Origin of the sequence: Ereboglobus sp. PH5-10 (assembly GCF_029504735.1) — a bacterium.
Lineage (GTDB): Bacteria > Verrucomicrobiota > Verrucomicrobiia > Opitutales > Opitutaceae > Ereboglobus.
Genome location: NZ_JAQFIP010000011.1, coordinates 124638 through 143761, shown reverse-complemented (window position 1 = coordinate 143761; position 19124 = coordinate 124638). Strand labels below are relative to the sequence as shown.

General features: G+C 58.2%; 20 protein-coding genes and 1 tRNA gene. 7 read left to right on the top strand and 14 right to left on the bottom strand.

Annotated elements, in window-relative coordinates; genetic code table 11:
• Positions 1–197: 197 nt before the first annotated feature.
• The 3 genes from M2447_RS10140 to hflX all read right to left on the bottom strand — a co-directional run bounded on the left by M2447_RS10140 (position 198) and on the right by hflX (position 2096).
• A tRNA-Gln gene (locus tag M2447_RS10140) sits at positions 198–271 on the bottom strand.
• Positions 272–340: 69 nt separating this feature from the next.
• Positions 341–748, bottom strand: coding sequence for an ACT domain-containing protein (locus M2447_RS10135; RefSeq protein ID WP_277558520.1), 408 nt, complete (start codon positions 746–748; stop codon positions 341–343).
• Positions 749–776: 28 nt separating this feature from the next.
• Complete coding sequence (gene hflX, locus M2447_RS10130) at positions 777–2096, bottom strand: GTPase HflX (RefSeq protein WP_277558519.1); 1320 nt, start codon at positions 2094–2096, stop codon at positions 777–779.
• Between the two features lie 196 nt (positions 2097–2292).
• Between hflX and M2447_RS10125 the strand changes: the two genes are divergently transcribed.
• Together M2447_RS10125 and M2447_RS10120 are read left to right on the top strand one after the other, a co-directional pair.
• The gene (locus tag M2447_RS10125) at positions 2293–3369 is read left to right on the top strand and encodes a lactonase family protein (RefSeq protein ID WP_277558518.1); all 1077 of its coding nucleotides are present in this window, start codon (positions 2293–2295) and stop codon (positions 3367–3369) included.
• Positions 3370–3391: 22 nt separating this feature from the next.
• Positions 3392–4207 (top strand): MBL fold metallo-hydrolase, encoded by an 816-nt coding sequence (locus M2447_RS10120; RefSeq protein WP_277558517.1) that lies wholly within the window; start codon positions 3392–3394, stop codon positions 4205–4207.
• 108 nt (positions 4208–4315) lie between these two features.
• Here M2447_RS10120 and M2447_RS10115 read toward each other — a convergent pair whose 3' ends face one another.
• Positions 4316–4720 carry a hypothetical protein gene (locus M2447_RS10115; protein WP_277510913.1) on the bottom strand — a complete coding sequence of 135 codons (405 nt, stop codon included), beginning with the start codon at positions 4718–4720 and terminating at the stop codon, positions 4316–4318.
• A gap of 12 nt (positions 4721–4732) precedes the next feature.
• Between M2447_RS10115 and M2447_RS10110 the strand changes: the two genes are divergently transcribed.
• A complete protein-coding gene (locus M2447_RS10110) occupies positions 4733–5155 on the top strand; it encodes a hypothetical protein (protein ID WP_277558516.1) in 423 nt (140 codons plus the stop codon).
• Between the two features lie 104 nt (positions 5156–5259).
• Positions 5260–5427: a hypothetical protein gene (locus tag M2447_RS10105; protein WP_277510917.1), complete on the top strand. Its 168-nt coding sequence runs from the start codon at positions 5260–5262 to the stop codon at positions 5425–5427.
• 110 nt (positions 5428–5537) lie between these two features.
• On the opposite strand, the gene M2447_RS10100 is transcribed toward M2447_RS10105, so the two are convergent.
• Entirely contained in the window at positions 5538–5939 is a 402-nt protein-coding gene (locus tag M2447_RS10100) for an Hsp20/alpha crystallin family protein (RefSeq protein WP_277558515.1), read from the bottom strand.
• 319 nt (positions 5940–6258) lie between these two features.
• On the opposite strand from M2447_RS10100, the gene M2447_RS10095 reads away from it, so the two are divergent.
• From M2447_RS10095 to M2447_RS10085, 3 genes are all read left to right on the top strand, one after another.
• Positions 6259–6636: a nucleotide pyrophosphohydrolase gene (locus M2447_RS10095; protein ID WP_277558514.1), complete on the top strand. Its 378-nt coding sequence runs from the start codon at positions 6259–6261 to the stop codon at positions 6634–6636.
• A 92-nt stretch (positions 6637–6728) separates the two neighbouring features.
• On the top strand, positions 6729–7535 hold the full coding sequence (locus tag M2447_RS10090; protein WP_277558513.1) for a tRNA threonylcarbamoyladenosine dehydratase: 807 nt from the start codon (positions 6729–6731) through the stop codon (positions 7533–7535).
• Positions 7536–7547: 12 nt separating this feature from the next.
• Positions 7548–8273, top strand: a complete 726-nt coding sequence (locus M2447_RS10085) for an SOS response-associated peptidase (RefSeq protein ID WP_277558512.1) — start codon at positions 7548–7550, stop codon at positions 8271–8273.
• A gap of 23 nt (positions 8274–8296) precedes the next feature.
• Here M2447_RS10085 and M2447_RS10080 read toward each other — a convergent pair whose 3' ends face one another.
• From M2447_RS10080 to rbfA, 9 genes are all read right to left on the bottom strand, one after another.
• Complete coding sequence (locus tag M2447_RS10080; RefSeq protein ID WP_277510924.1) at positions 8297–9811, bottom strand: TonB family protein; 1515 nt, start codon at positions 9809–9811, stop codon at positions 8297–8299.
• A gap of 167 nt (positions 9812–9978) precedes the next feature.
• Positions 9979–11604 (bottom strand): chaperonin GroEL, encoded by a 1626-nt coding sequence (groL, locus tag M2447_RS10075; RefSeq protein ID WP_277558511.1) that lies wholly within the window; start codon positions 11602–11604, stop codon positions 9979–9981.
• A gap of 79 nt (positions 11605–11683) precedes the next feature.
• Entirely contained in the window at positions 11684–11980 is a 297-nt protein-coding gene (locus M2447_RS10070; protein WP_108825293.1) for a co-chaperone GroES, read from the bottom strand.
• Positions 11981–12052: 72 nt separating this feature from the next.
• Positions 12053–13570, bottom strand: coding sequence for an RNA-binding domain-containing protein (locus M2447_RS10065; protein ID WP_277558510.1), 1518 nt, complete (start codon positions 13568–13570; stop codon positions 12053–12055).
• Positions 13571–13852: 282 nt separating this feature from the next.
• Positions 13853–14257 carry a hypothetical protein gene (locus M2447_RS10060; RefSeq protein WP_277558509.1) on the bottom strand — a complete coding sequence of 135 codons (405 nt, stop codon included), beginning with the start codon at positions 14255–14257 and terminating at the stop codon, positions 13853–13855.
• Between the two features lie 145 nt (positions 14258–14402).
• Complete coding sequence (gene dnaK / locus M2447_RS10055) at positions 14403–16352, bottom strand: molecular chaperone DnaK (protein WP_277558508.1); 1950 nt, start codon at positions 16350–16352, stop codon at positions 14403–14405.
• Positions 16353–16835: 483 nt separating this feature from the next.
• A complete protein-coding gene (truB, locus tag M2447_RS10050) occupies positions 16836–17561 on the bottom strand; it encodes a tRNA pseudouridine(55) synthase TruB (RefSeq protein ID WP_277558507.1) in 726 nt (241 codons plus the stop codon).
• A gap of 124 nt (positions 17562–17685) precedes the next feature.
• Complete coding sequence (locus M2447_RS10045; RefSeq protein ID WP_277558506.1) at positions 17686–18693, bottom strand: bifunctional oligoribonuclease/PAP phosphatase NrnA; 1008 nt, start codon at positions 18691–18693, stop codon at positions 17686–17688.
• A 73-nt stretch (positions 18694–18766) separates the two neighbouring features.
• On the bottom strand, positions 18767–19123 hold the full coding sequence (rbfA, locus tag M2447_RS10040; RefSeq protein WP_277510932.1) for a 30S ribosome-binding factor RbfA: 357 nt from the start codon (positions 19121–19123) through the stop codon (positions 18767–18769).
• Between the last annotated feature and the right edge of the window lies 1 nt (position 19124).

Here is a 19124-nt window from a genome sequence, read left to right as displayed (position 1 = left end):
GGTCTGTGATCGTGTTTTTGGAGCTGTTATGATGTCAACCTATGGTCAACTACCCCCTGTTTTCATAAGGGGCGGGGTTGGTCTCCGAAGCCGTTGATCCGGGTTCGACTCCCGGCGCTTGCACCATTTTCTTTTCAGAGAAAGCCGGAGGGAAACTTTGTTTTTTGGGAATCCCCAAAAACACCCCGACTCGGCATTGGCTGCCCGACATGGATTCGAACCATGACTAGGCGAGTCAAAGTCGCCTGTGCTGCCATTACACCATCGGGCAAATTAGGAGGGATGACGTTGGCGCGATTCCCTTGCACGTCAAGTGCGGGATTTCACATGGCGTGATTTTTCACATATCCGAGTTTTGCCCAAATATCGCATGTCCATCCGCCTTCAGGGCGCTCATCGCGGCTGGAAGCGACTTCGATTGCACCAGGATGTAATCCGTATTGTGGGTCGAGAGCGCAAAAATGCTGATGCCCTTCGACGAAAGCACTCCCGTGATCCGCGCGAGGATTCCCACAAGCGAAAAGTCCAGGATGCCTTCAATTTTCAAGACGCGCCAGTCGCGCTGGATGCTTGCGCACACTGCCGATGCAGGCACCTCGCTTTCCTCGCACACAAGCGAGATTTCATCATCGGTGAGTGTGAGCGAAAACAACGCACTGGGTTTCACCTCCATTGGAAACGCAGGGACGGAACCGGTAAGTTTTGCGACGACGTAAGCGCCCGGGAGCAACTGGAATCGAAACTGCATTGTCGGGGTATCGGGCCGGGACCAAGGGTTAGCGTTTTCGTCTCTTTCCCGCCGGCTTTTTCGCAACGGCAAACGATTCGTATGCGGAGGCAAGCGCGGGCGGAATGCGGCCCTCGACATACACGCCGGTGTCAAATTGCTCCTCGTGTTGCACATGGCCGAGCTTGTGCAGTTTCGCGACAAGGTCGTAACGGGCGTGGGGAATATACAGCCGCGCGGACGCGTATTGGTCTGCGATCAGTCCGGCGCAGCGGGCCAGCAGGACGTCCACGTTTTCACCAGTGGCCGCGCTCACAAAACACGCGTCGGGCGCAAGCGCCAGCGCATGCGCGCGCGCAGTGTCATCGGCGAGGTCGGTTTTGTTAAAGACGGTGACAATGGTCTTGTCCGCGGCGCCGAGCTCGTCGAGCACGGCGAGCGTCGTGGCGTGGTGCTTTTCAAAATCGGGGTTCGAGACGTCGATAACGTGTATCAGAAAATCGGATACGATCACCTCCTCAAGCGTGGCCTTGAACGCCTCGACGAGGCGGTGCGGCAGGCGCCGGATGAAGCCGACCGTGTCCGTGACCAGGAGCTTCTGGTTGTTTGGCAACACGAGCTGGCGCGTGGTCGGGTCGAGCGTGGCGAAGAGTTTGTTTTCAGCGAGCACCTGCGCGCCGGTGAGCCTGTTGATGAGCGTGGACTTGCCCGCGTTGGTGTAGCCCACAATCGACGCGGTCGGCACCGGCACGCGCATGCGCCGGTGGCGCTGCACGTCGCGCTGGCTGACTACCTTGGAGAGCTCAAGGCGCAGGTGCGTGATGCGGTCGCGCACGATGCGGCGGTCCTGCTCGAGCTGCGTCTCGCCCTCGCCGCCGAGCTTGCCGCGTCCGCGCTGGCGCGAAAGATGCGTCCACGCGCGAGTGAGGCGCGGCAACGAGTATTCCATGCGGGCGAGCGCGACTTGAAGGACGGCTTCGCGCGTGCTGGCGCGCTCGGCAAAAATATCGAGAATCACCTCCTCGCGGTCGATAACCGCGACGCCGGATTCCTTTTCCCAGTTGCGCTGTTGCGCGGGCGAGAGCGGCTCGTCGATGACGATCAAGTCGGCGTGCGCGGCGCGGGCCGCCGCGATGACCGCGTGCGTCTTGCCCGAGCCGAGCAGCGTGGCGGCATTGGGCGCGCGCAAATTGACAAGCTCCTCGGAGACGACGCCGATGCCGAGGTTTTCAACGAGTTCGCGAAGCTCATCGAGCAGCTCGCGGGCCTCGCCGGGTTTCATGCCCGGAGTTTGCACGCCGACGAGAAAGGCGCGCTCGCATTTCTTGGAATCATCGGTCGATGGCGTGGCTGTGAGAAAATCTGCCATGTGTGTTTGAAAGCGCGTAGAGGAAGCGGGAATCGGGCAAAATGGAAGCCGAAAGCGTCGGAACGGAGAGAGGAGGCGATCTTTCTTTTAATTGCGCCCTTGCGAACGGATGCGGCGCGCCTTTTATCCGTTCCCATAGACTTGGAACAGGGTTTGGCTTCGCATGCGTTTATTTCTCTCAACTTTTCTTTTCATCATGACTTCTCTCGCGACATCCGGGCAGTTCGTTTATTTTGGCACTTACACACGCAAACCTCCAAGCAGGGGGATTTATGTGGCGGGGTTTGACGAAAAAGTTGGCGCGACATCCGAGCCGACGCTGGCGGCGGAAGCGGCGAACCCGACCTTTCTGGCAACGCATCCGACACTGCCGGTGCTTTACGCGGTGGGCGGCGACGACAAGACGGGCGGTATTGTGCTGGCATACACAATTGATCCGAAATCGGGAGGGCTCACGCTTATCAACCAAGTCGCCGATGGTGCGACAAACGGCACTTACATCTCGGTCACACCGGACGGGCGCACAGTGCTCACGGCGCATTATTCGGGCGGGTATTTGCAATCGTTTCCGATTCGCGCGGACGGCTCGCTCGGCGAGTGCGCGTCGCGTGTCGAGCACACGCTGACGGGAAAACATCCGCAGCAATCAGCGCCTCATCCGCATTGCATCAAAGTGTCCCCTGACGGATGCTTCGCATTTGCGGCGGACCTGGCGGCGGACAGAATTTTCTCATATCGCATCACATCTGAAAGCAAACTGGCCGACAGCAAAGTGGCCGCGGCGCTTGCGGAAGGTTGCGGCGTGCGGCACCTGGCATTTTCCCCGGACGCGCGGTTCATGTATGCGATCAACGAGCTGGCCGCAACGGTGACGGTTTTCGCCTACGATGCCGCGTCGGGCGGGTTGCGCGAAATCGAAACCGCCCCGACGGTTCCCCCGGATTTTTCGGGACGCCGCTGGTCGGCGGAAGTGGCGATGCATCGCTCGGGAAAATTCCTGTATGCGTCAAATCGCGCGAACGACGAGAGCATCGCGGCGTTCGCCGTCGATCCGGCGAGCGGGCGGCTGGCGTTCTTGCAGCGCACGGGCGGCCTGGCGCACCCGAGGCATTTTGCGATCAGCCCCGACGGCGGCTGGCTGCTCTGCGCGAACCAGGATGCGAATGACGTCGCAAGTTTCCGCATCGACGCGACGACGGGGAAACTCGCGCAGCCCGCAAAACGATTTGGCGTGCCGGCGTGCGTGTGTGTTGTGTTTTGGCCCGCGAAGTGATCCCGTCCGTGTTTCTCGAAAAATGAGTGTTCCGCGCATGCGTTTTTGTATTTTGGGGAGCGGCAGCGATGGCAATTGCGCGCTGCTCCAGACTCCGCGCGCGCGCGTGCTGATCGACGCGGGATTTTCCGCGCGACGCACGAACGAACTGCTTGCGGGCGTGGGCGAGTCGCTTGCGAACATCGACGCGGTTTTTATCACGCACGAGCACGGCGACCATGCGTCGGCGATCTGCGGGCTGGCGAAACACGCGCAAATAAAAGTGTTCGCGAACCGGGCGACGGCGCGCGTTGTGCAGGCAAAACTAAAGCACACCCCGGCGTGGCAGTTGTTCGAGACGGGCGCGCGCTTTGATTTTCTCGATCTGCAGGTGGAAAGTTTTTCCGTGCCGCACGACGCACAGGAACCGGTGGGTTTTTTGTTCACGCATCAAGGCGATGCCGCGCCGGAGAACAACGGCGCCGCGCACAGCGTCGCGTGGCTGACCGACCTGGGGCACACGCCGCGACACATCCACGAGCACATTCGCAACGCCGAGGTGCTGGTGGTCGAGGCGAACCATTGCCCGGAAATGTTGCAGGCGGACAAGCGGCGCCCGTGGTCGACCAAGCAGCGCATCAGCGGCCGCCACGGGCACCTCTCGAATCACGCGGTGCGCGAACTGCTTGAATCCGTGGAGAGCCCGGCGTGGCGGCAAATTTACCTCACGCACCTCAGCCGCGAATGCAACAGCGCCGAGGCGATCCAGCGCGCGCTTGCCGGAATCGACGCGAAACTGCGGTGTCCGTTTGCCATCGTGCCCCCGGGCGAGAGCACGATGTTTTATGAGTTTGCGTGAGGGGACGAAATACGCGGTGGCGGAACAAGCCCGCGGTGAGTGGTTTTCAGGAAACGCGAAAAGCAAGGGCGTGAAATCCTGCCCCACGCCCTTGATCCTCACGATCGCTCAATCCTCACGGGCCAATGCACCCTCGCATTTTTGAATGATCGTAGCATCCGCCTGAATGGTCATTGCCGCGGCGGTATAGATTTGAAAAGCTAGGCTCTTTTGAAATTCGGCGGCATTGCCCTTGTGCAATGCAAAGGCGCGATGCTTCCATTCGCCTACTTGCGCCTGCAATCCGCCGTCCATCGGATAAATAAACGCGGAGCCGTCGTAGAGAACTTTCTTGATTGCCTTGAGAGCTTCCGTCCGGGGCAGTTTTTTCCCCTTGAGTTTTTCGAGCGCCGCCATGAATGCCTTATATGACTTCAGGTTCTTTTTGGCCTGCGCTTGAATACCAACCAGCTCCCCATCCTTGGTTTTCCCCTCACCGATGACAAAGGCGTCCTTTTCACAAAATGCGGTCACGGCTTTGTTTTTGTGAGCCGAGCATTTCGCAAGCGCGGCGCAGACCGAGTCAAAATGCGTTTTAACCGGAAGTTTTGCGGCATCTCCGCCGGCGGAGGACTTGGTTTTTTTATCCTCTTTTTTTGCATTCGAGGCCAACTCGTTTTCGATGTCGCCTGCTATTTTGTGCGTGCCAACGGCAATTTTGAAAACACGATCACAAAATTCAACGATCTTCTCGCTCGACTTGTTGTTTTTCTTTGCAGACGTGGCCGCCGTGCAAATTTTATCGCAGACAATCTGGATGTTTTCGCATTGCTCCGCGGTTGGATTCTTGTGGGCGAATTTCAAAAGCACATCAAGTGTGTCGAGATGCTTGGTAAGGTCATAATCCTTGAGCGGTTTGACTTTTTTCCATGCCGCGGAGTCGTGCGTATTGCCGAGTTTCGAAGGTAGCTTGCTCATGTTTGTATATATTTTTTGGTTGGCTTTATGTGGATAATTATCGCACCAAGACAGTAATGTATTGTGCGGTTCGCGTTCGAAACCATGGATCTGTCATGATCGCGTTCAATAATGATGTGATTATAAACCAGAACCAATTTTATAATCCAACGGATAACAATGGTGTGACGGGCCGCAATTGGTTTTTGGGCGCGATGAGCGAGTTACCCGAAGGCGTGGAGACCCCGGCGTGGCGGCGAATTCGCCACGCGCTTTTTTCATAAAGTTCGATTCACCTGCCCCGGTTAAAACGACATTGGATAATGCGCGCTCACACAGGGGAACCGTTGCCGATGCGCTGCGAAAGGCAATCGGCTCCCGCTGGTCGCGCTTATCACGCGGCCCCGGCGAGCACGGGAACAGGCGGCGCGACGCTCGCCGCGCGAACGGGCAGCTTGAGCGTGAGGATGCCGTTGCGAAGGTCCGCCGTCATCGTGGACGGATCGTAACCGTAACCGACGCGCAGGCGGAGCATGTAGTCGCGCTGCACGCGCTCGAGCTGGAGGCCGTTCCAGTTTCGCCGGATAAATCGTTTTTTGCGCGCCGTAATCGTGAGATCGGGGCCGTGCATCGTAATGTCCACCCCGGTTGCGTCGACGCCTGGAACGTAGACGATGAGTTTCATGGAGTCACCCTCGTGCTGACAATCGTAGTGCGGATTGCGGAACTCGGATTTGGCAATGCGGTTGCTACTGTCGGTTTCGGTTGTGGTGTCGGTGTGGATCATTGTGTGCATGTGTGCAGTTACTCCTCTCTCGGGTTTGAGAAGGCCGGGCTTGATTGGCTAAAACGTGTTCCGAAAGAAAAACGGATGTTTATGCCGTATTGCCCGTGCCGTTCGTTTTCTTTGTCCAGGACATGACGGAAATCTGTCGCAATTGAACGCAGAAAACACACGCGCGGGCCTTCGTAAACGAAGCGCCGGCGTGGCTGCGATAATGCTGTGATGACAGATTCATGTGATGGACTTGACGAGTGACATGGATATTCGTCCACAGGTTCCCGACAAGTTTTTATTTTGTCCCGCGAATATTTCGCATAGATTTTACCCGATTATGAAATCACTGAATGATGATAAGACAACGGTGGCCGAGCTTAAGGCGCGCATCCTCGCGTTCGTGCACGAGCGCGAGTGGGAGCAGTTTCACGCGCCCAAAAACCTGAGCATGGCGCTCGCCGCGGAGGCGGGCGAATTGATGGAGCATTTTCTCTGGGCCGAGGCCGGCGCGTCCCGCGACATCGCAAAAAATGATCCGGCCCGGCGCAAAAAAATCGAGGAGGAACTCGCCGACGTGATCATCTACGCGCTTGAGTTTGCAAACGCGACCGGCATCGACGTGGCGTCGGCGATCGAATCAAAGATGGAGGCCAACGGGAAAAAATATCCGGTCGAGAAGGCGCGCGGGCGCTCGGAAAAATACACGGAATTATAAAATGCGATGGTAGGGCGAACCGTCCCGGTGAGCCATTGCGTGAAACACGATTTCGGCTCAGCCGGAGGCTTCGCCCTACCTCGAAAAACAGAATGACAAAACTTTCCCAGAACTATCAGGCCCGCTTCGGCGGTGTGGGACGATTATTCGGACGCGAAGGGCTGGCCCGTTTGCACGACGCGCATGTGTGCGTGGTGGGCGTGGGCGGCGTGGGCTCGTGGGCGGTCGAGGGGCTGGCGCGCTCGGGTGTCGGCGCGCTCACGCTCATCGATCTCGACGATGTGTGCGTGACCAATGTGAACCGGCAGCTGCCCGCAATCGAGGGCGAGATCGGACGGCCCAAGGTCGACGTGCTTGCGCGGCGCATGCGGCTGATCAATCCGGAAATCCGCGTCGAAACACTGCCGGAGTTTTTTACCTCGGCGACCGCGGAGCGGATGCTTTCGAAACGCTTTGATTGCGTGATCGACGCGATTGACTCGGTGACAAACAAGGCGCTGCTCATCGCAAGTTGCGCGCAACGCGGGCTCGCCTGCGTGACGGTGGGCGGCGCGGGCGGCAAGCGTGACGCGAGCGCGATCCGCACGGGCGACCTCGGCGAATCCGTCAGCGATGATTTGTTGCGGCTGGTGCGAAAAAAATTGCGCCGCGACCACGGGTTCGCGCGCGGCGAGGGAAACCGCTACGGCGTGCGCTGCGTGTATTCGGCGGAGAAACCGGTTTATCCGTGGGCGAACGGCACATGCTCGACCGAGCAGGAACCGGGGAGCAATCTGAAGCTCGATTGCGAGAGCGGTTTTGGCACGGCGGTGTTTGTGACAGGGGCGTTCGGCCTCGCGGCGGCGGGTGAAGCGGTGAGGCTCATTGCGGAATTGCCACGGGAAACTTCAGGCGCCTAACTTCAGGGCGCAATGTGCTGCCGTTACATGCTTTTGGGGAAAGATGCGCGGGATCTTCTCGCGGCGGCGGGCATTCCCGACGAGGAGGGCGACACCGCGTATCCAGGCGACAACTACAACATCGCGCCGTCGTCGAAAATAAAAGTGGTCCGGGCAAAACCGGGGCGCGTGAAACGCGAGCGCGAATGCGTGTCGCTGCACTGGGGATTGCGATGGCATGGCGCCGGGGTGCAGCGGACGAGCGCGCCGCCGATTGTGAATGTGCGCGCGGAGTCGCTGCTCTCGAAAGCGGGGTTTCGCGAGGCGCTGATGTCGCGCCGTTGCCTGATTCCCGCGAGTGGTTTTTATGAATGGGAAAAGGCCGGGCGGGCGCGTTTTCCGTGGCTTTTTCAGTTGAGGGATAAACGGCCGTTTTTTCTGGCGGGCATCTGGGACCGCTTGCCCGACCGCGACGCGAACGGGGCGTGCGCAATCATCACGACCGAGCCAAACAACGTGATGCGCCCAATCCATCACCGCATGCCGATGATCGTGCCGGCCGAGGACGCAACCAGGTGGCTCGACGGCGATGCGCGAGACGGCATGAGCACGCTATTGTTGCTGCCTTTCGAGGATGCGTTGATGCGCGCGAGGCGCGTTTCAAGCCATGTGAACAACACGCGCAACGCAGGCCCGGAGTGCGTCGCCCCGCCCGCGGCTGATGACGAGCCCGACGGGCGGCAGGGAATGTTGTTTTGAGGGAGGCAGGCCGCGGCGCGCGTTCAGCGCTTGGTATTGACGACCAGGGGCAATTGCATGCGCGTTTTGACGGGGACTCCGTTTTTAACGCCGGGTGAGAAACGCCATTGGCCAACGGTGTCGAGCACGGATTGGTTGAGTTCCTCGTAGGGGCTTGGGTTGAGTAATTTGACGTCCGTGGGCACGCCGTTTTCATCCACAATAAACCGCACGTTAACCGAGATTTGGGCGTCGAGCGATGTGAGGGATGGCGGGATTGGAGGCTCGAATGCCTTGATCACAGCGGGGCGTTTGTCACCGCCTGGCGTGGCCGGTTTTTCAGTTGCATGCCTCATGGCCTCCTCGCGCTTGGCGTAAGTGGCGGTGCGGATCGCGGTTGCCAGAGGTTGCCTGCTTTTGGTGGCGAGTTCGTAGGCGTATTTCGTGCGCCAGTTCAAATTGTTGGCATCTTTTTCCAACCACTCGAGCGCGACGGTGTAGTCCTTGTTCCGCAGTGCGATAGTGGCCAGCACCAAGGCGGCGTCGGATTCGCCATTGTCATGAGCCATTTGGGCATAACGCTGCGCGGCGGCAAAGTCCTCGGGTGTGGGATTTTTGGCGGATTGAAAAAAGAAAGCGAGTTGCAGGGCGGCATTGGAGTTGCCTTGGTCGGCAGCGTAAATGAGTCGATCGATGGCGGCGCGAACATCCCCGTCGGCGCCGGATTTTCCGCGAAGCGTGAGGCGGGCGTAATCGGTGCTTGCGGAAGCAAGCCCGAGATCGGCGGCATATTTTGTCCATTCAGCGGCGGCCTGTTCGTCGCGGGGCGCGTATTTGCCCTCGCGGTGAAGTTTTGCGAGAAGGTATTGCGCCTCGGCATTATCGGCGCGCGCGGCTTCCATGAGGAGTCGCATGGCCTCGGGGACGGAGTCGCCGCCTTGGGCGAGGATGATCGAGCCCTTGAGAAACTTCGCCTCGGTGCTACCGAGAGCGATGGCTTTTTCGATAAGGGCGAGAGCGCCGGACACATCGAGAGGCGCGTCTTTGCCCTCGACAAGCATGCGCGCGGCGGCGTTGTAGCCGGCGGCTTCGCCAGCGTCGCCCGCGGCAGTGTAGAGTTCGAGCGCGGCAGCGCGGTCAACCGGAACGCCATAGCCATCCAGCGCATTGCGGGCGGCGAGCAACATGGCCTCGGTGTTGCCGAGGCGCGCGGATGCAGCAACTGCGCGCGCGGAAAAAACGGCGAGCGCAGTGGATGCGCGCGAAGAATTTTCGATGGCGGCGGCCTTGTCCCGGGCTTCCTTGCCGATTTCGAGGAGGGCTGCGGCGTTATTGGATTGAAGCGCGGTCTTGTAACGCTCGGCGAGGTCGGCAGGGATATCCGCGAAATCGGCGTCATTCGCGCTGGTTTGCGGTGTCGTAGCAGACTGTGCTTGGCGTGGCTCGGAAGAAGCGGCGGATGTTTGTTTGGGAGCGGAGGTTTTGGAATCCTTGCATGCGCCAAGGGCTAGGAGTGCGACAAGCAAAAGCGGCAAGATGCTGTGCGAGGGGATTTTCATGGGGAGGTTTTTCCGCTTTTCATGGTGTGAATTAAACCGGCGCGCAATGGAAAATGGGGCGGGACGCGTATGCCCAAGGGTAAAAAAAAGCGCGCCGGAGTGCGGCGCGCCTTGAGAGTTTTTGTTTCGCGAGGGCGCACGCCAGGCGGCGCCCCTGCGGGAATCAATTAGTAGTCCATTCCGCCGCCGGGGGGCATGGCGGGAGCGGCTTTTTCCTTTTCAGGAATGTCCGTGATCATGCACTCGGTGGTGAGGAGCAGGCCGGCGATCGAGGACGCGTTTTGCAACGCGGTGCGGGTGACCATCGTCGGGTCAACAACACCGGCTTTCACGAGGTCCTCGAACTTGTCGGTCGCCACGTTGTAGCCGATCGCGCCTTTCGAGCCGAGCACTTCCTTCACAACCACGCCGCCGTCGATGCCGGCGTTGGCGCAGAGTTGCTTGAGGGGGTGCGCGATGGCGCGGCGCACGATTTGCGAGCCGATCTTTTCGTCGCCTTCGAGTTCGAGGGCGTCGATTGCCTTGGCGGTGCGAAGGAGGGCGACGCCGCCGCCGGCGACGATGCCTTCCTCAACCGCGGCGCGCGTGGCGTGGAGGGCGTCCTCGACGCGGGCTTTCTTTTCCTTCATCTCGACTTCGGTGGCCGCGCCGACATTGATGACGGCGACGCCGCCGGCGAGCTTGGCGAGGCGCTCCTGGAGCTTCTCGCGGTCGTAGTCGCTGGTGGTTTCGTCGATCTGGCGGCGGATTTGTTTCACGCGCCCCTGGATGTCGGACGACTTGCCGGCGCCCTGGACGATGGTGGTGTTTTCCTTGTCAACGACGATGCGCTTGGCTTTGCCGAGGTCGGCGATGGTGAGGTTCTCGAGCTTGAGGCCGAGGTCCTCGGTGATGCACTTGCCGCCGGTGAGGATGGCGATGTCCTCGAGCATGGCTTTGCGGCGGTCGCCGAAGCCGGGGGCCTTGACGGCGCACACGTTGATGGTGCCGCGGATTTTGTTCACGACGAGCGCGGCGAGGGCTTCGCCTTCGACTTCCTCGGCGATGATGAGGAATTGCTTGCCGGTCTTGGCGACGGTCTGGAGGAGGGGAAGGAATTCCTGGAGGTTGGAAATCTTCTTCTCGTGGATGAGCACGTAGGCGTCCTCGAGGACGGCTTCGAGCGTGTCGTTGTTGGTGGCGAAGTAGGGCGAGATGTAGCCCTTGTCGAACTGCATGCCTTCGACGACGTCGAGGGTGGTTTCGATGGACTTGGCCTCCTCGACGGTGATGGTGCCGTCCTTGCCGACCTTGTTCATGGCGTCGGCGATGATCTGGCCGATCTCGGTGTCCCAGTTGGCGGAGACGGTGGCGACTTGGCGCACTTCCTCGGTGTCGCTGACCTTCTTGGATTGTTTCTTGAGCTCGGCGACGGCGGCGGTGACGGCCTTGTCGATGCCGCGCTTGAGGAAGATCGGGTTGGCGCCGGCGGTGACGTGCTTGAGGCCTTCCTTGTAGATGGCCTCGGCGAGGACGGTGGCGGTGGTGGTGCCGTCGCCCGCGGCGTCGGAGGTCTTGGAGGCGACTTCCTTCACCATTTGCGCGCCCATGTTTTCATAGGGATCGGGGAGCTCGATTTCCTTGGCGACGCTCACGCCGTCCTTGGTGACGGTGGGAGAGCCGAATTTTTTGTCGATGACGACGTTGCGGCCCTTGGGACCGAGCGTGGCCTTGACGGCTTTGGAGAGAAGCTCGACGCCCTTGAGCATTTTCTGGCGTGCGGCTTCGTCGAAGAGGAGTTGTTTGGCTGCCATATTGGTAGATTTTGGATTTTAGATTTTGGATTTTGGATTGAGAAAACGCGTTTGTGTTTTGGATGCGTTTTTTGACGGATTAGGCGAAGATGCCGAGGATGTCGTCTTCGCGGACGAGGGTGTATTTCTCGTCGTCGATTTTGACCTCGGTTCCGCCGTATTTGCTGATGAGGACCTTGTCGCCGACCTTCACTTCGAAGGGAACGACTTTGCCGCTGTCGTCTTTCTTGCCGGAGCCGAGCGCGATGACTTCGGCCTCCTGCGGTTTTTCCTTGGCGGAATCGGGAATGATGATGCCGCCGCGGACTTGTTCTTTTTCTTCGATGTGCTTCACGAGGACGCGATCACCGACAGGCTTGATTTTGATTTTTGCCATAGTGTGTTTTTGGTTGGTTGTGGTTGTGGGTTAGAGGAAAAATGAGGGAAAAGGGAAAATTGTGCGCGAGAGTCATGCCGGTTGGGAAGCGCTTTTTTCAGCGGCGGTCGTTCCGGTTGCTTTTTGCAGCCACGCGCGGCCTTTTTCGGTGATGCGATATTGCTGAAGGCGGCTGGTGGGTTTGTCGGGGATAGTGCGTTCGAGCCAGCCTGCGGAGACAAGCGGTTCAAGGTAAGCTTTGCGAAAATGCTCGCGGTCACTGAGATTGGACGCCTGCTGCAACAGTTCGCGATTCATTGGATGAATAGCGGCTTGAAGTATCTTTTTAACTTGCACGGTGACTTGCGGGGTGACTTGCGGGGTGACTTGCGGGGTGACTTGCGGGGTAGCCTGCGCGGTGACTTGCGCGGTGGGCAATGTCAAAGCTCCCGCCAATTCTTGCAACAGGCTTTCGTCCAATAGGTTATCTTGCGCGGTGGCTTGGTCGGAGCCGTCGGTGCTATTGCCGGCTTTGTAGTCTTCGTCGAACTGGAAAGTTATTTCCAGAAAACTTGGCGTGAAGTTGAAAATCGAGCGGTCATAGGCTCGGAGTATGCGCGTCATGCCGGAGCCGAGGTTTTCAACCAGCTCCGCGTCACGAAACACTCGCATCAAGACGCGATTGCGCGGCATGGAGCGGCAATTGAAAAAATCATCCTGCGAGAGTCCCTCGACCAGGCCGCCGGCGGAGGTCACCACCATGCGGTCGGAGTAGATTTCGACGAGCGGAACGGTGAGGCTGTAATCGTTGTGCACGATGGCGTTGATGACCGCCTCGCGCAGCGCCGTCTTGTCCACCATGTTTTTTTCAAGGCGGGTCGGATAGGAGATTTTCGCGAAGGTTTTGTTTTCAACCAGCAGCTTTTCTAAAATTCGGTTTGTCGCCGTCAGCAGGCAGCAATTGCCGTATTCGTAATTCTCAACCAGGTCGTATTTGTCGGTTCCGGCGTATTTGGCGACTTTCATGGACACGCCGTTGTTGTCGGCCAGCAGATAGGCTGCGTAATTGTATTCCCCTGATGGCAGAAGCAAATCGAGGTTGGCGATGAATTCCGACGTGATTTCATAGCCGTGCTCCTGATAATAAATTTTCAGTTGTTCGAAAGTCAGATTTTGCCTGGGGGAGGGCGTGGTTTGAAGCGAGACGGGGTGCCGTTTTGACAAAAGCCCCTCTATCATTTGCTCCGTCATCGGCTGGACGGAGTTGCCGGCGCGAATAAAGCATCCTGTTTCGCTCATTCCCTTTTCGCGAATATAGTAGGGCCGCTGTGGTCCTCCGGAAACCACGACGCGTATGATGTCCCTGCCGTCGCGTTGCTCGCGAATGACATCGAACAGGCCGAGCGTGGCGGGGCGAATGTTGTTTTTGATACGATCAACGATCTTTAGCTGGTCGCCGTCGGCGTCGGCGAGCCCCGCGGTGGAGCCGTCGTCATTGATGCCGAGAAGAATCTCGCCACCGCCCGGATAATTGAGAAAAGCAACGACAGAACGCTCAAACTTGTCGGTAAGTTTGAGTTTGAATTCAACGCGGTTGGATTCGGTGTTCATGTTTATGCTTTTCGTTAATACCAAAAAAGTTTTTTGGGTTGTTTTTTAGACACAGAGGGCACAGAGCGCGCCGCCAAGCCGTCGCGGCACAGAGTTTGGGAGGGCCGTCCGGCTGTGGGGTTGTTTTCTGTGTGTTTATGGCTTCAATTTTTGATTTTACAAAAATGATGGTGAATTGCGTATGATGTGTGTGATGTCTTGCGACCCTCTGTGCCTAATTCATAATTTTTAAAGTATCAATCTTGTTGCAATACCCGGATTGCCCCATTTGGTGTTTTCAAATCATATTTTGTCACTAGTTGTATCATAGGGAAACGTAACACCGTCCAACCAGTCTTTCAGATTGCTTAGTCCAAATTGTGCGTTATTAGGATTATAAAATTTTATTTCACTGCTTGTTTTCGGGGCGGTTCCAAATTTCGCAACAGGTGCATATCCTGTAGATGTTTGTATATCTAATGTGATTTTTTTTATTTTCTTTGATTTTACTGCATACGATCTAAAAAGCATCAGGGCTGGAATTACATGATTAAACCAGTCCTCGGTATGTGGGTGAGTGCCTAGTTGTGGGTATCGGTATGAAGACCCGCCAAGGTTTTCAAACCCAAATCGCTCAAACATGCTTTGCAGGTGGCCGTAATCGGTGGATGTGGCGTTTTTTAGATCAAATGATAATACGACAGGCATAATTATATGTTTATTTTATTATTAATGAATTCAGGCTTCCTCGAAGTGTGTATTCAGGGGATATTTTAACCACAGACGGACACAGATAAAACCGGAGATAGATTTCTATTATTTGCGTTTATCTGTGTTCACCTGCGGCTGGTTTTCAGCCCTTCTTCTTGTCGTCATCGACGACTTCGAAGTCGGCATCTACCACGTCGGCTTTTTTGGGCTCGTCTTTTTTCGGCTCACCGGCGGGCGGCGGTTGCGCGCCGGCGTCAGCTGCGCCCGCGGCTCCGGCGGCTTGCTGGGCGGCCTGCGCTTGTTGATAGAATTCGGCGCCGATCTTTTGAAGGTTTTCCAGGGCGGACTTCATTTGGTCGGCGTTGTCGCTCTCCAAGGCTTTTTTCGCGTCGGCGAGGGCGGGCTCGACTTTGCCTTTCACGTCGGCGGGAAGTTTGTCGCCGGCGTCCTTCATGGCTTTTTCAAGTTGGTAGATGGTGCTGTCGAGCTGGTTCTTGGTTTCGACGGCTTCCTTGCGCTTCTTGTCCTCCTCGGCGTGGAGCTCGGCCTCCTTGGTCATTTTTTCAACTTCCTCCTTGGAGAGGCCGGAGGAGTTTTGAATGGTGATTTTTTGCTCCTTGCCGGTGCCGAGGTCCTTGGCGGAAACGTGGAGGATGCCGTTGGCGTCGATGTCGAAGGTGACTTCGATTTGCGGGGTGCCGCGGGGCGCGGGCGGAATGCCGTCGAGCTTGAAGGTGCCGATTTGTTTGTTGTCGCGCGCCATGGGGCGCTCGCCCTGGAGAACCACGATTTCGACTCCGGGCTGGTTGTCGGAGTAGGTCGAGAAGATTTGGGTCTTCTTTGACGGGATGGTGGTGTTGCGCGTGATCATGGGCGTGGAGACGCCGCCGGCGGTTTCGATGCCGAGCGTGAGCGGCGTGACGTCGAGGAGGAGCACGTCCTTCACGTCGCCCTTGAGGACGCCGCCCTGGATCGCGGCGCCGATGGCGACGACTTCGTCGGGGTTGACGCCTTGGTGCGGTTGTTTGCCGGCGAGTTGCTTGGCGATTTCAACGACCTTGGGCATGCGGGTCATGCCGCCGACGAGCACGAGTTCGTCGATGTTGCTGGCGGCGAGGCCGGAGTCCTTCATGCAGTTCTGGAAGGGCGGCGTGCAGCGCTGGAAGAGGGTGTCGCAGATTTGCTCCATCTTGGCGCGGGTGAGCGTGACGTTGAGGTGTTTCGGACCCGTGGCGTCGGCGGTGATGAAGGGCAGGTTGATGTCAACGGACTGCGTGGAGGAGAGGGCGATCTTGGCTTTCTCGGCCTCTTCCTTGAGGCGTTGGAGTGCCATCGGGTCCTTGCGGAGGTCGATGCCGTTGTCCTTTTTGAAATCGTCAACGAGCCAGGTGATGAGGGCTTCGTCCCAGTTGTCGCCGCCGAGGTGTGTGTCGCCGTTGGTGGCCTTGACTTCGAAAACGCCGTCGCCGATTTCGAGGACGGAGACGTCGAAGGTGCCGCCGCCGAGGTCGAAGACGGCGATTTTTTCGTCCTTCTTTTTGTCGAGGCCGTAGGCGAGCGAGGCGGCGGTGGGCTCGTTGATGATGCGGAGGACTTCGAGGCCGGCGATTTTGCCGGCGTCCTTGGTGGCCTGGCGCTGGGCGTCGTTGAAGTAGGCGGGGACGGTGATGACGGCTTGCGTGATTTTGTCACCGAGGTAGGCCTCGGCGTCGGCCTTCATCTTGGCGAGGACGAACGAGGAGATTTGTTGCGGCGCGAAGGTCTCGGTTTTGTCGCCGACCCTGGCCTCGATGTAGGCGTCGCCGTTTTTGCCCTCGACTACCTTGAAAGGAAAATTGGCAGCCTCTTGCTGAATCTCGGAGAATTTGCGCCCGATGAGGCGTTTGGCTGAAAAAATGGTGTTATGCGGATTGGTAACGGCTTGGCGCTTGGCGGCTTGGCCGACCAGACGCTCGCCGGATTTGGTGAACGCGACGACGGACGGCGTGGTGCGCGCGCCCTCGGCGTTCGGGATGACAACGGGCTCTCCACCTTCCATGACGGACATGCAGGAGTTGGTTGTTCCAAGGTCTATTCCTAAAATGCGGCTCATAATGTGGAATCATTAAGCAATGCGCGTGCCGTCAAAAATAACGATTTACTTTAATCGATGAAAATCAATGAGTAGAAAATTTATAAATGGGACAATGAGGCTAAAATTAACGGGGATAAATACCGAAAAAGTTAATAAAGTGAGACAGGTTGACACAAAATTGACGCAGTTGATTTTGACGCGCGCCAAGCAGTGACACAGGCGAGGCAAAATCCAAACTGCGGGATTTTCAGATATTGAAATTCTGGGCTTTGGCATTTCGCCATTTGGTTATAACCGACGTTTCCACATCGCCCAAAAGCTAGAACCGGGAAGTTTTTTCGAAGTGAGGATGGCCGAGACTCACCGAGACGATAGTCAAACAGTCGCTTTGCCCGGAACGCCCTGCCACAATGCGGCAAGGGAACCCGAACATTCGATGAAACCCACACGCTGACTGCCCGCGCCACTCGACGCGATCCGGTCAATTCAATGTTATGCCCCTCACAATGCTACGCTGGGGACGGCTTCGTGAACGGGGATGAGGAGTTTTTCGATTTCGGGACGCGGGAGTTTTTGCAGGTGCTCCAAGGTCACGCATTGGGCATCGGTGAACTTGCCAGTGCCGGTGCGGCGGAGGCGCGAGAGGTGCGCGCCGCATTCAAGTTTCTGGCCGAGGTCGTGCGCGATGGTGCGCACATACGTGCCTTTGCTGCAACGGAGAGTGAAGTCGATCTCGGGTGTTTCCCAACGATGCAGTTCAAATTTGGATACGCGGATAAAGCGCGGCTCGCGCTCGATTTCCTCGCCTTTGCGCGCGGCTTTGTAGAGCGGGACGCCGTCGATCTTGATGGCGGAAAACATGGGCGGCGTCTGGTATTGGTCGCCGACGAAGGTTTTCATGGCGGCAAGGATTTGCTCCTGCGTGAAGGGCGGCACCGGGCGCGTCTCAAGCATCTCGCCCTCGGCGTCCTGCGTGTTGGTGACCTTGCCGAGGGAGATCGTGCCGGTGTATTCCTTGTCCACGCTCATGAGGTATTGCGAGGCGCGAGTGGCCTTGCCAACGAGCACGATAAGAATGCCCGTGGCCATCGGGTCGAGCGTGCCGGCGTGGCCAATGCGTTTCATTTTCAAGATGCCGCGGAGGCGCGCGATCACGTCGTGCGATGTGTGGTCGGTGGGTTTGTCGATGAGGAGGACGCCCTCAAGTTCTTTGGGTGGAACCAACATGATGGAAATTAAGAATTAAGATTTAAGAATTAAGAAGCGGGCGCTGCCGCGCCGCGTGTGAAACGAGTTCGAGTGCATGTGCGATGCCTGAGGGTTTGTTTTTTAATTTTTAAAATCTTAGTTCTTAATTTTTTACCGCGTCGAGTTGCGCGGCGATGGCGGTGACGAGTTGCGCGCGAAACTCGGCAAGCGACGGGGCGTTTTTCATGTTGAGGCCGGCGGCGCAGGCGTGCCCTCCCCCGCCGAAAATGGCGGCGATGCGGTCAACGCGCATGGCGGGATTTTTGGCGCGAAGGCTGGCCTTGATCGCGCCGGGGCGCTCCTCAATGAGCACGCCGATTTCGACGCCGTCGATGCAACGCGCGTAATCGACCAGCCCCTCGGTGTCCTCGGGCGTGGTGCCGGTGAGGTCGAAGATGCCGTCGGGGAGAATGCCGATGCAGGCGCGGTTGTCACACTCGCGGGTGAGCGAGCGGAGGAATGCGTCGAGGAGCTTGAGTTTGCCCCAGCTTTCGCGCTCGTAGATTTCGTAACCGGCCTCGGCGGGGCTGGCTCCGCGCGCGACGAGCTCGGCGGCGAGTTTGAAAGTGCGGGGGGTGGTGCTGCCGAAACGAAATTGGCCGGTGTCGGTGTTGATGCCGGCGTAGAGCGCCCTGGCAGTGATTTCGTCGATGGGAAGGCCGAGGTCGAGAAACATGCCCGCGAGCATTTCGCACGTGGCGGCGGCGGCGGGATCGACGATGTTGTGCGCGGCATAATCGGCGTTGGAGAGGTGATGGTCGATGCAGCCCGCGGGCGAGGGGAAGCGGTTTCGGACCTTGGCGCCGCCGCGATCGTGGTCGGCGCAATCGACGAAGATGGCGGTCCAGCCTGCGGTGCTCGAACCGGACAGCATGTCGTCGGGGAGGAAAAAAGGAGTTTCAGGAGTGACGAGATACTGGATGCGACGGGGAACGGGGTCGCCGTTGACGCAGATTGTTTTAATCCCGAGTGATTGGAGAACGCGGGCGAGCGCGATTTGGGAGCCAATGCAATCGCCGTCGGGCCGGGCGTGACCGATCACGGCCACAGGCTGGCCGGAAACGGAGTCGAGGAGGGTTTTGAAGAGTGGAGAGAGCTTTGGAAAATACATGGCGGAAGAAAAGGGCTGAAAGACTGAAGGGCTAAAATACTTGGCGACGACCGCAGGCTGCTTTTTCAGCTCTTCAGTCTTTCGGTTTTTCAGCCTTTTCCTCCAGCTCGTCGAGAATGCCGAGGATGCGGTTGCCGCGCGCGGTGGAGGTGTCGAGCGCGAAGGTGAACTTGGGCATGTATTTGAGGATGATGCGGCGGCCGAGTTCCTGGCGAAGGTCTTTTTCCTTTTTGCGCAGCCAGCGGAGTTTTTGCCCGGCGAAATCGGGATCGCCCACCACGGAGACGTGCACGCGGCAGTCGCGCAAGTCGGGCGCGGTTGAAACGGCGCTGATGGTGATCGTCACCGCCTCGCTCTGATATCGCTTGCGAAGAATGTCGCTGAGTTCGCGCTGGATGAGTTCGTTGACGCGGAGTGTTCGGTTGGACATG

Bases quoted from the DNA above. Each gene is read 5' to 3' on its own strand.
- M2447_RS10135 (WP_277558520.1), bottom strand. From the start codon at position 748: ATGCAGTTTCGATTCCAGTTGCTCCCGGGCGCTTACGTCGTCGCAAAA.
- hflX (WP_277558519.1), bottom strand. From the start codon at position 2,096: ATGGCAGATTTTCTCACAGCCACGCCATCGACCGATGATTCCAAGAAA.
- M2447_RS10125 (WP_277558518.1), top strand. From the start codon at position 2,293: ATGACTTCTCTCGCGACATCCGGGCAGTTCGTTTATTTTGGCACTTAC.
- M2447_RS10120 (WP_277558517.1), top strand. From the start codon at position 3,392: ATGAGTGTTCCGCGCATGCGTTTTTGTATTTTGGGGAGCGGCAGCGAT.
- M2447_RS10105 (WP_277510917.1), top strand. From the start codon at position 5,260: ATGATCGCGTTCAATAATGATGTGATTATAAACCAGAACCAATTTTAT.
- M2447_RS10100 (WP_277558515.1), bottom strand. From the start codon at position 5,939: ATGCACACAATGATCCACACCGACACCACAACCGAAACCGACAGTAGC.
- M2447_RS10095 (WP_277558514.1), top strand. From the start codon at position 6,259: ATGAAATCACTGAATGATGATAAGACAACGGTGGCCGAGCTTAAGGCG.
- M2447_RS10090 (WP_277558513.1), top strand. From the start codon at position 6,729: ATGACAAAACTTTCCCAGAACTATCAGGCCCGCTTCGGCGGTGTGGGA.
- M2447_RS10085 (WP_277558512.1), top strand. From the start codon at position 7,548: ATGTGCTGCCGTTACATGCTTTTGGGGAAAGATGCGCGGGATCTTCTC.
- M2447_RS10080 (WP_277510924.1), bottom strand. From the start codon at position 9,811: ATGAAAATCCCCTCGCACAGCATCTTGCCGCTTTTGCTTGTCGCACTC.
- groL (WP_277558511.1), bottom strand. From the start codon at position 11,604: ATGGCAGCCAAACAACTCCTCTTCGACGAAGCCGCACGCCAGAAAATG.
- M2447_RS10070 (WP_108825293.1), bottom strand. From the start codon at position 11,980: ATGGCAAAAATCAAAATCAAGCCTGTCGGTGATCGCGTCCTCGTGAAG.
- M2447_RS10065 (WP_277558510.1), bottom strand. From the start codon at position 13,570: ATGAACACCGAATCCAACCGCGTTGAATTCAAACTCAAACTTACCGAC.
- M2447_RS10060 (WP_277558509.1), bottom strand. From the start codon at position 14,257: ATGCCTGTCGTATTATCATTTGATCTAAAAAACGCCACATCCACCGAT.
- dnaK (WP_277558508.1), bottom strand. From the start codon at position 16,352: ATGAGCCGCATTTTAGGAATAGACCTTGGAACAACCAACTCCTGCATG.
- truB (WP_277558507.1), bottom strand. From the start codon at position 17,561: ATGTTGGTTCCACCCAAAGAACTTGAGGGCGTCCTCCTCATCGACAAA.
- M2447_RS10045 (WP_277558506.1), bottom strand. From the start codon at position 18,693: ATGTATTTTCCAAAGCTCTCTCCACTCTTCAAAACCCTCCTCGACTCC.
- rbfA (WP_277510932.1), bottom strand. From the start codon at position 19,123: ATGTCCAACCGAACACTCCGCGTCAACGAACTCATCCAGCGCGAACTC.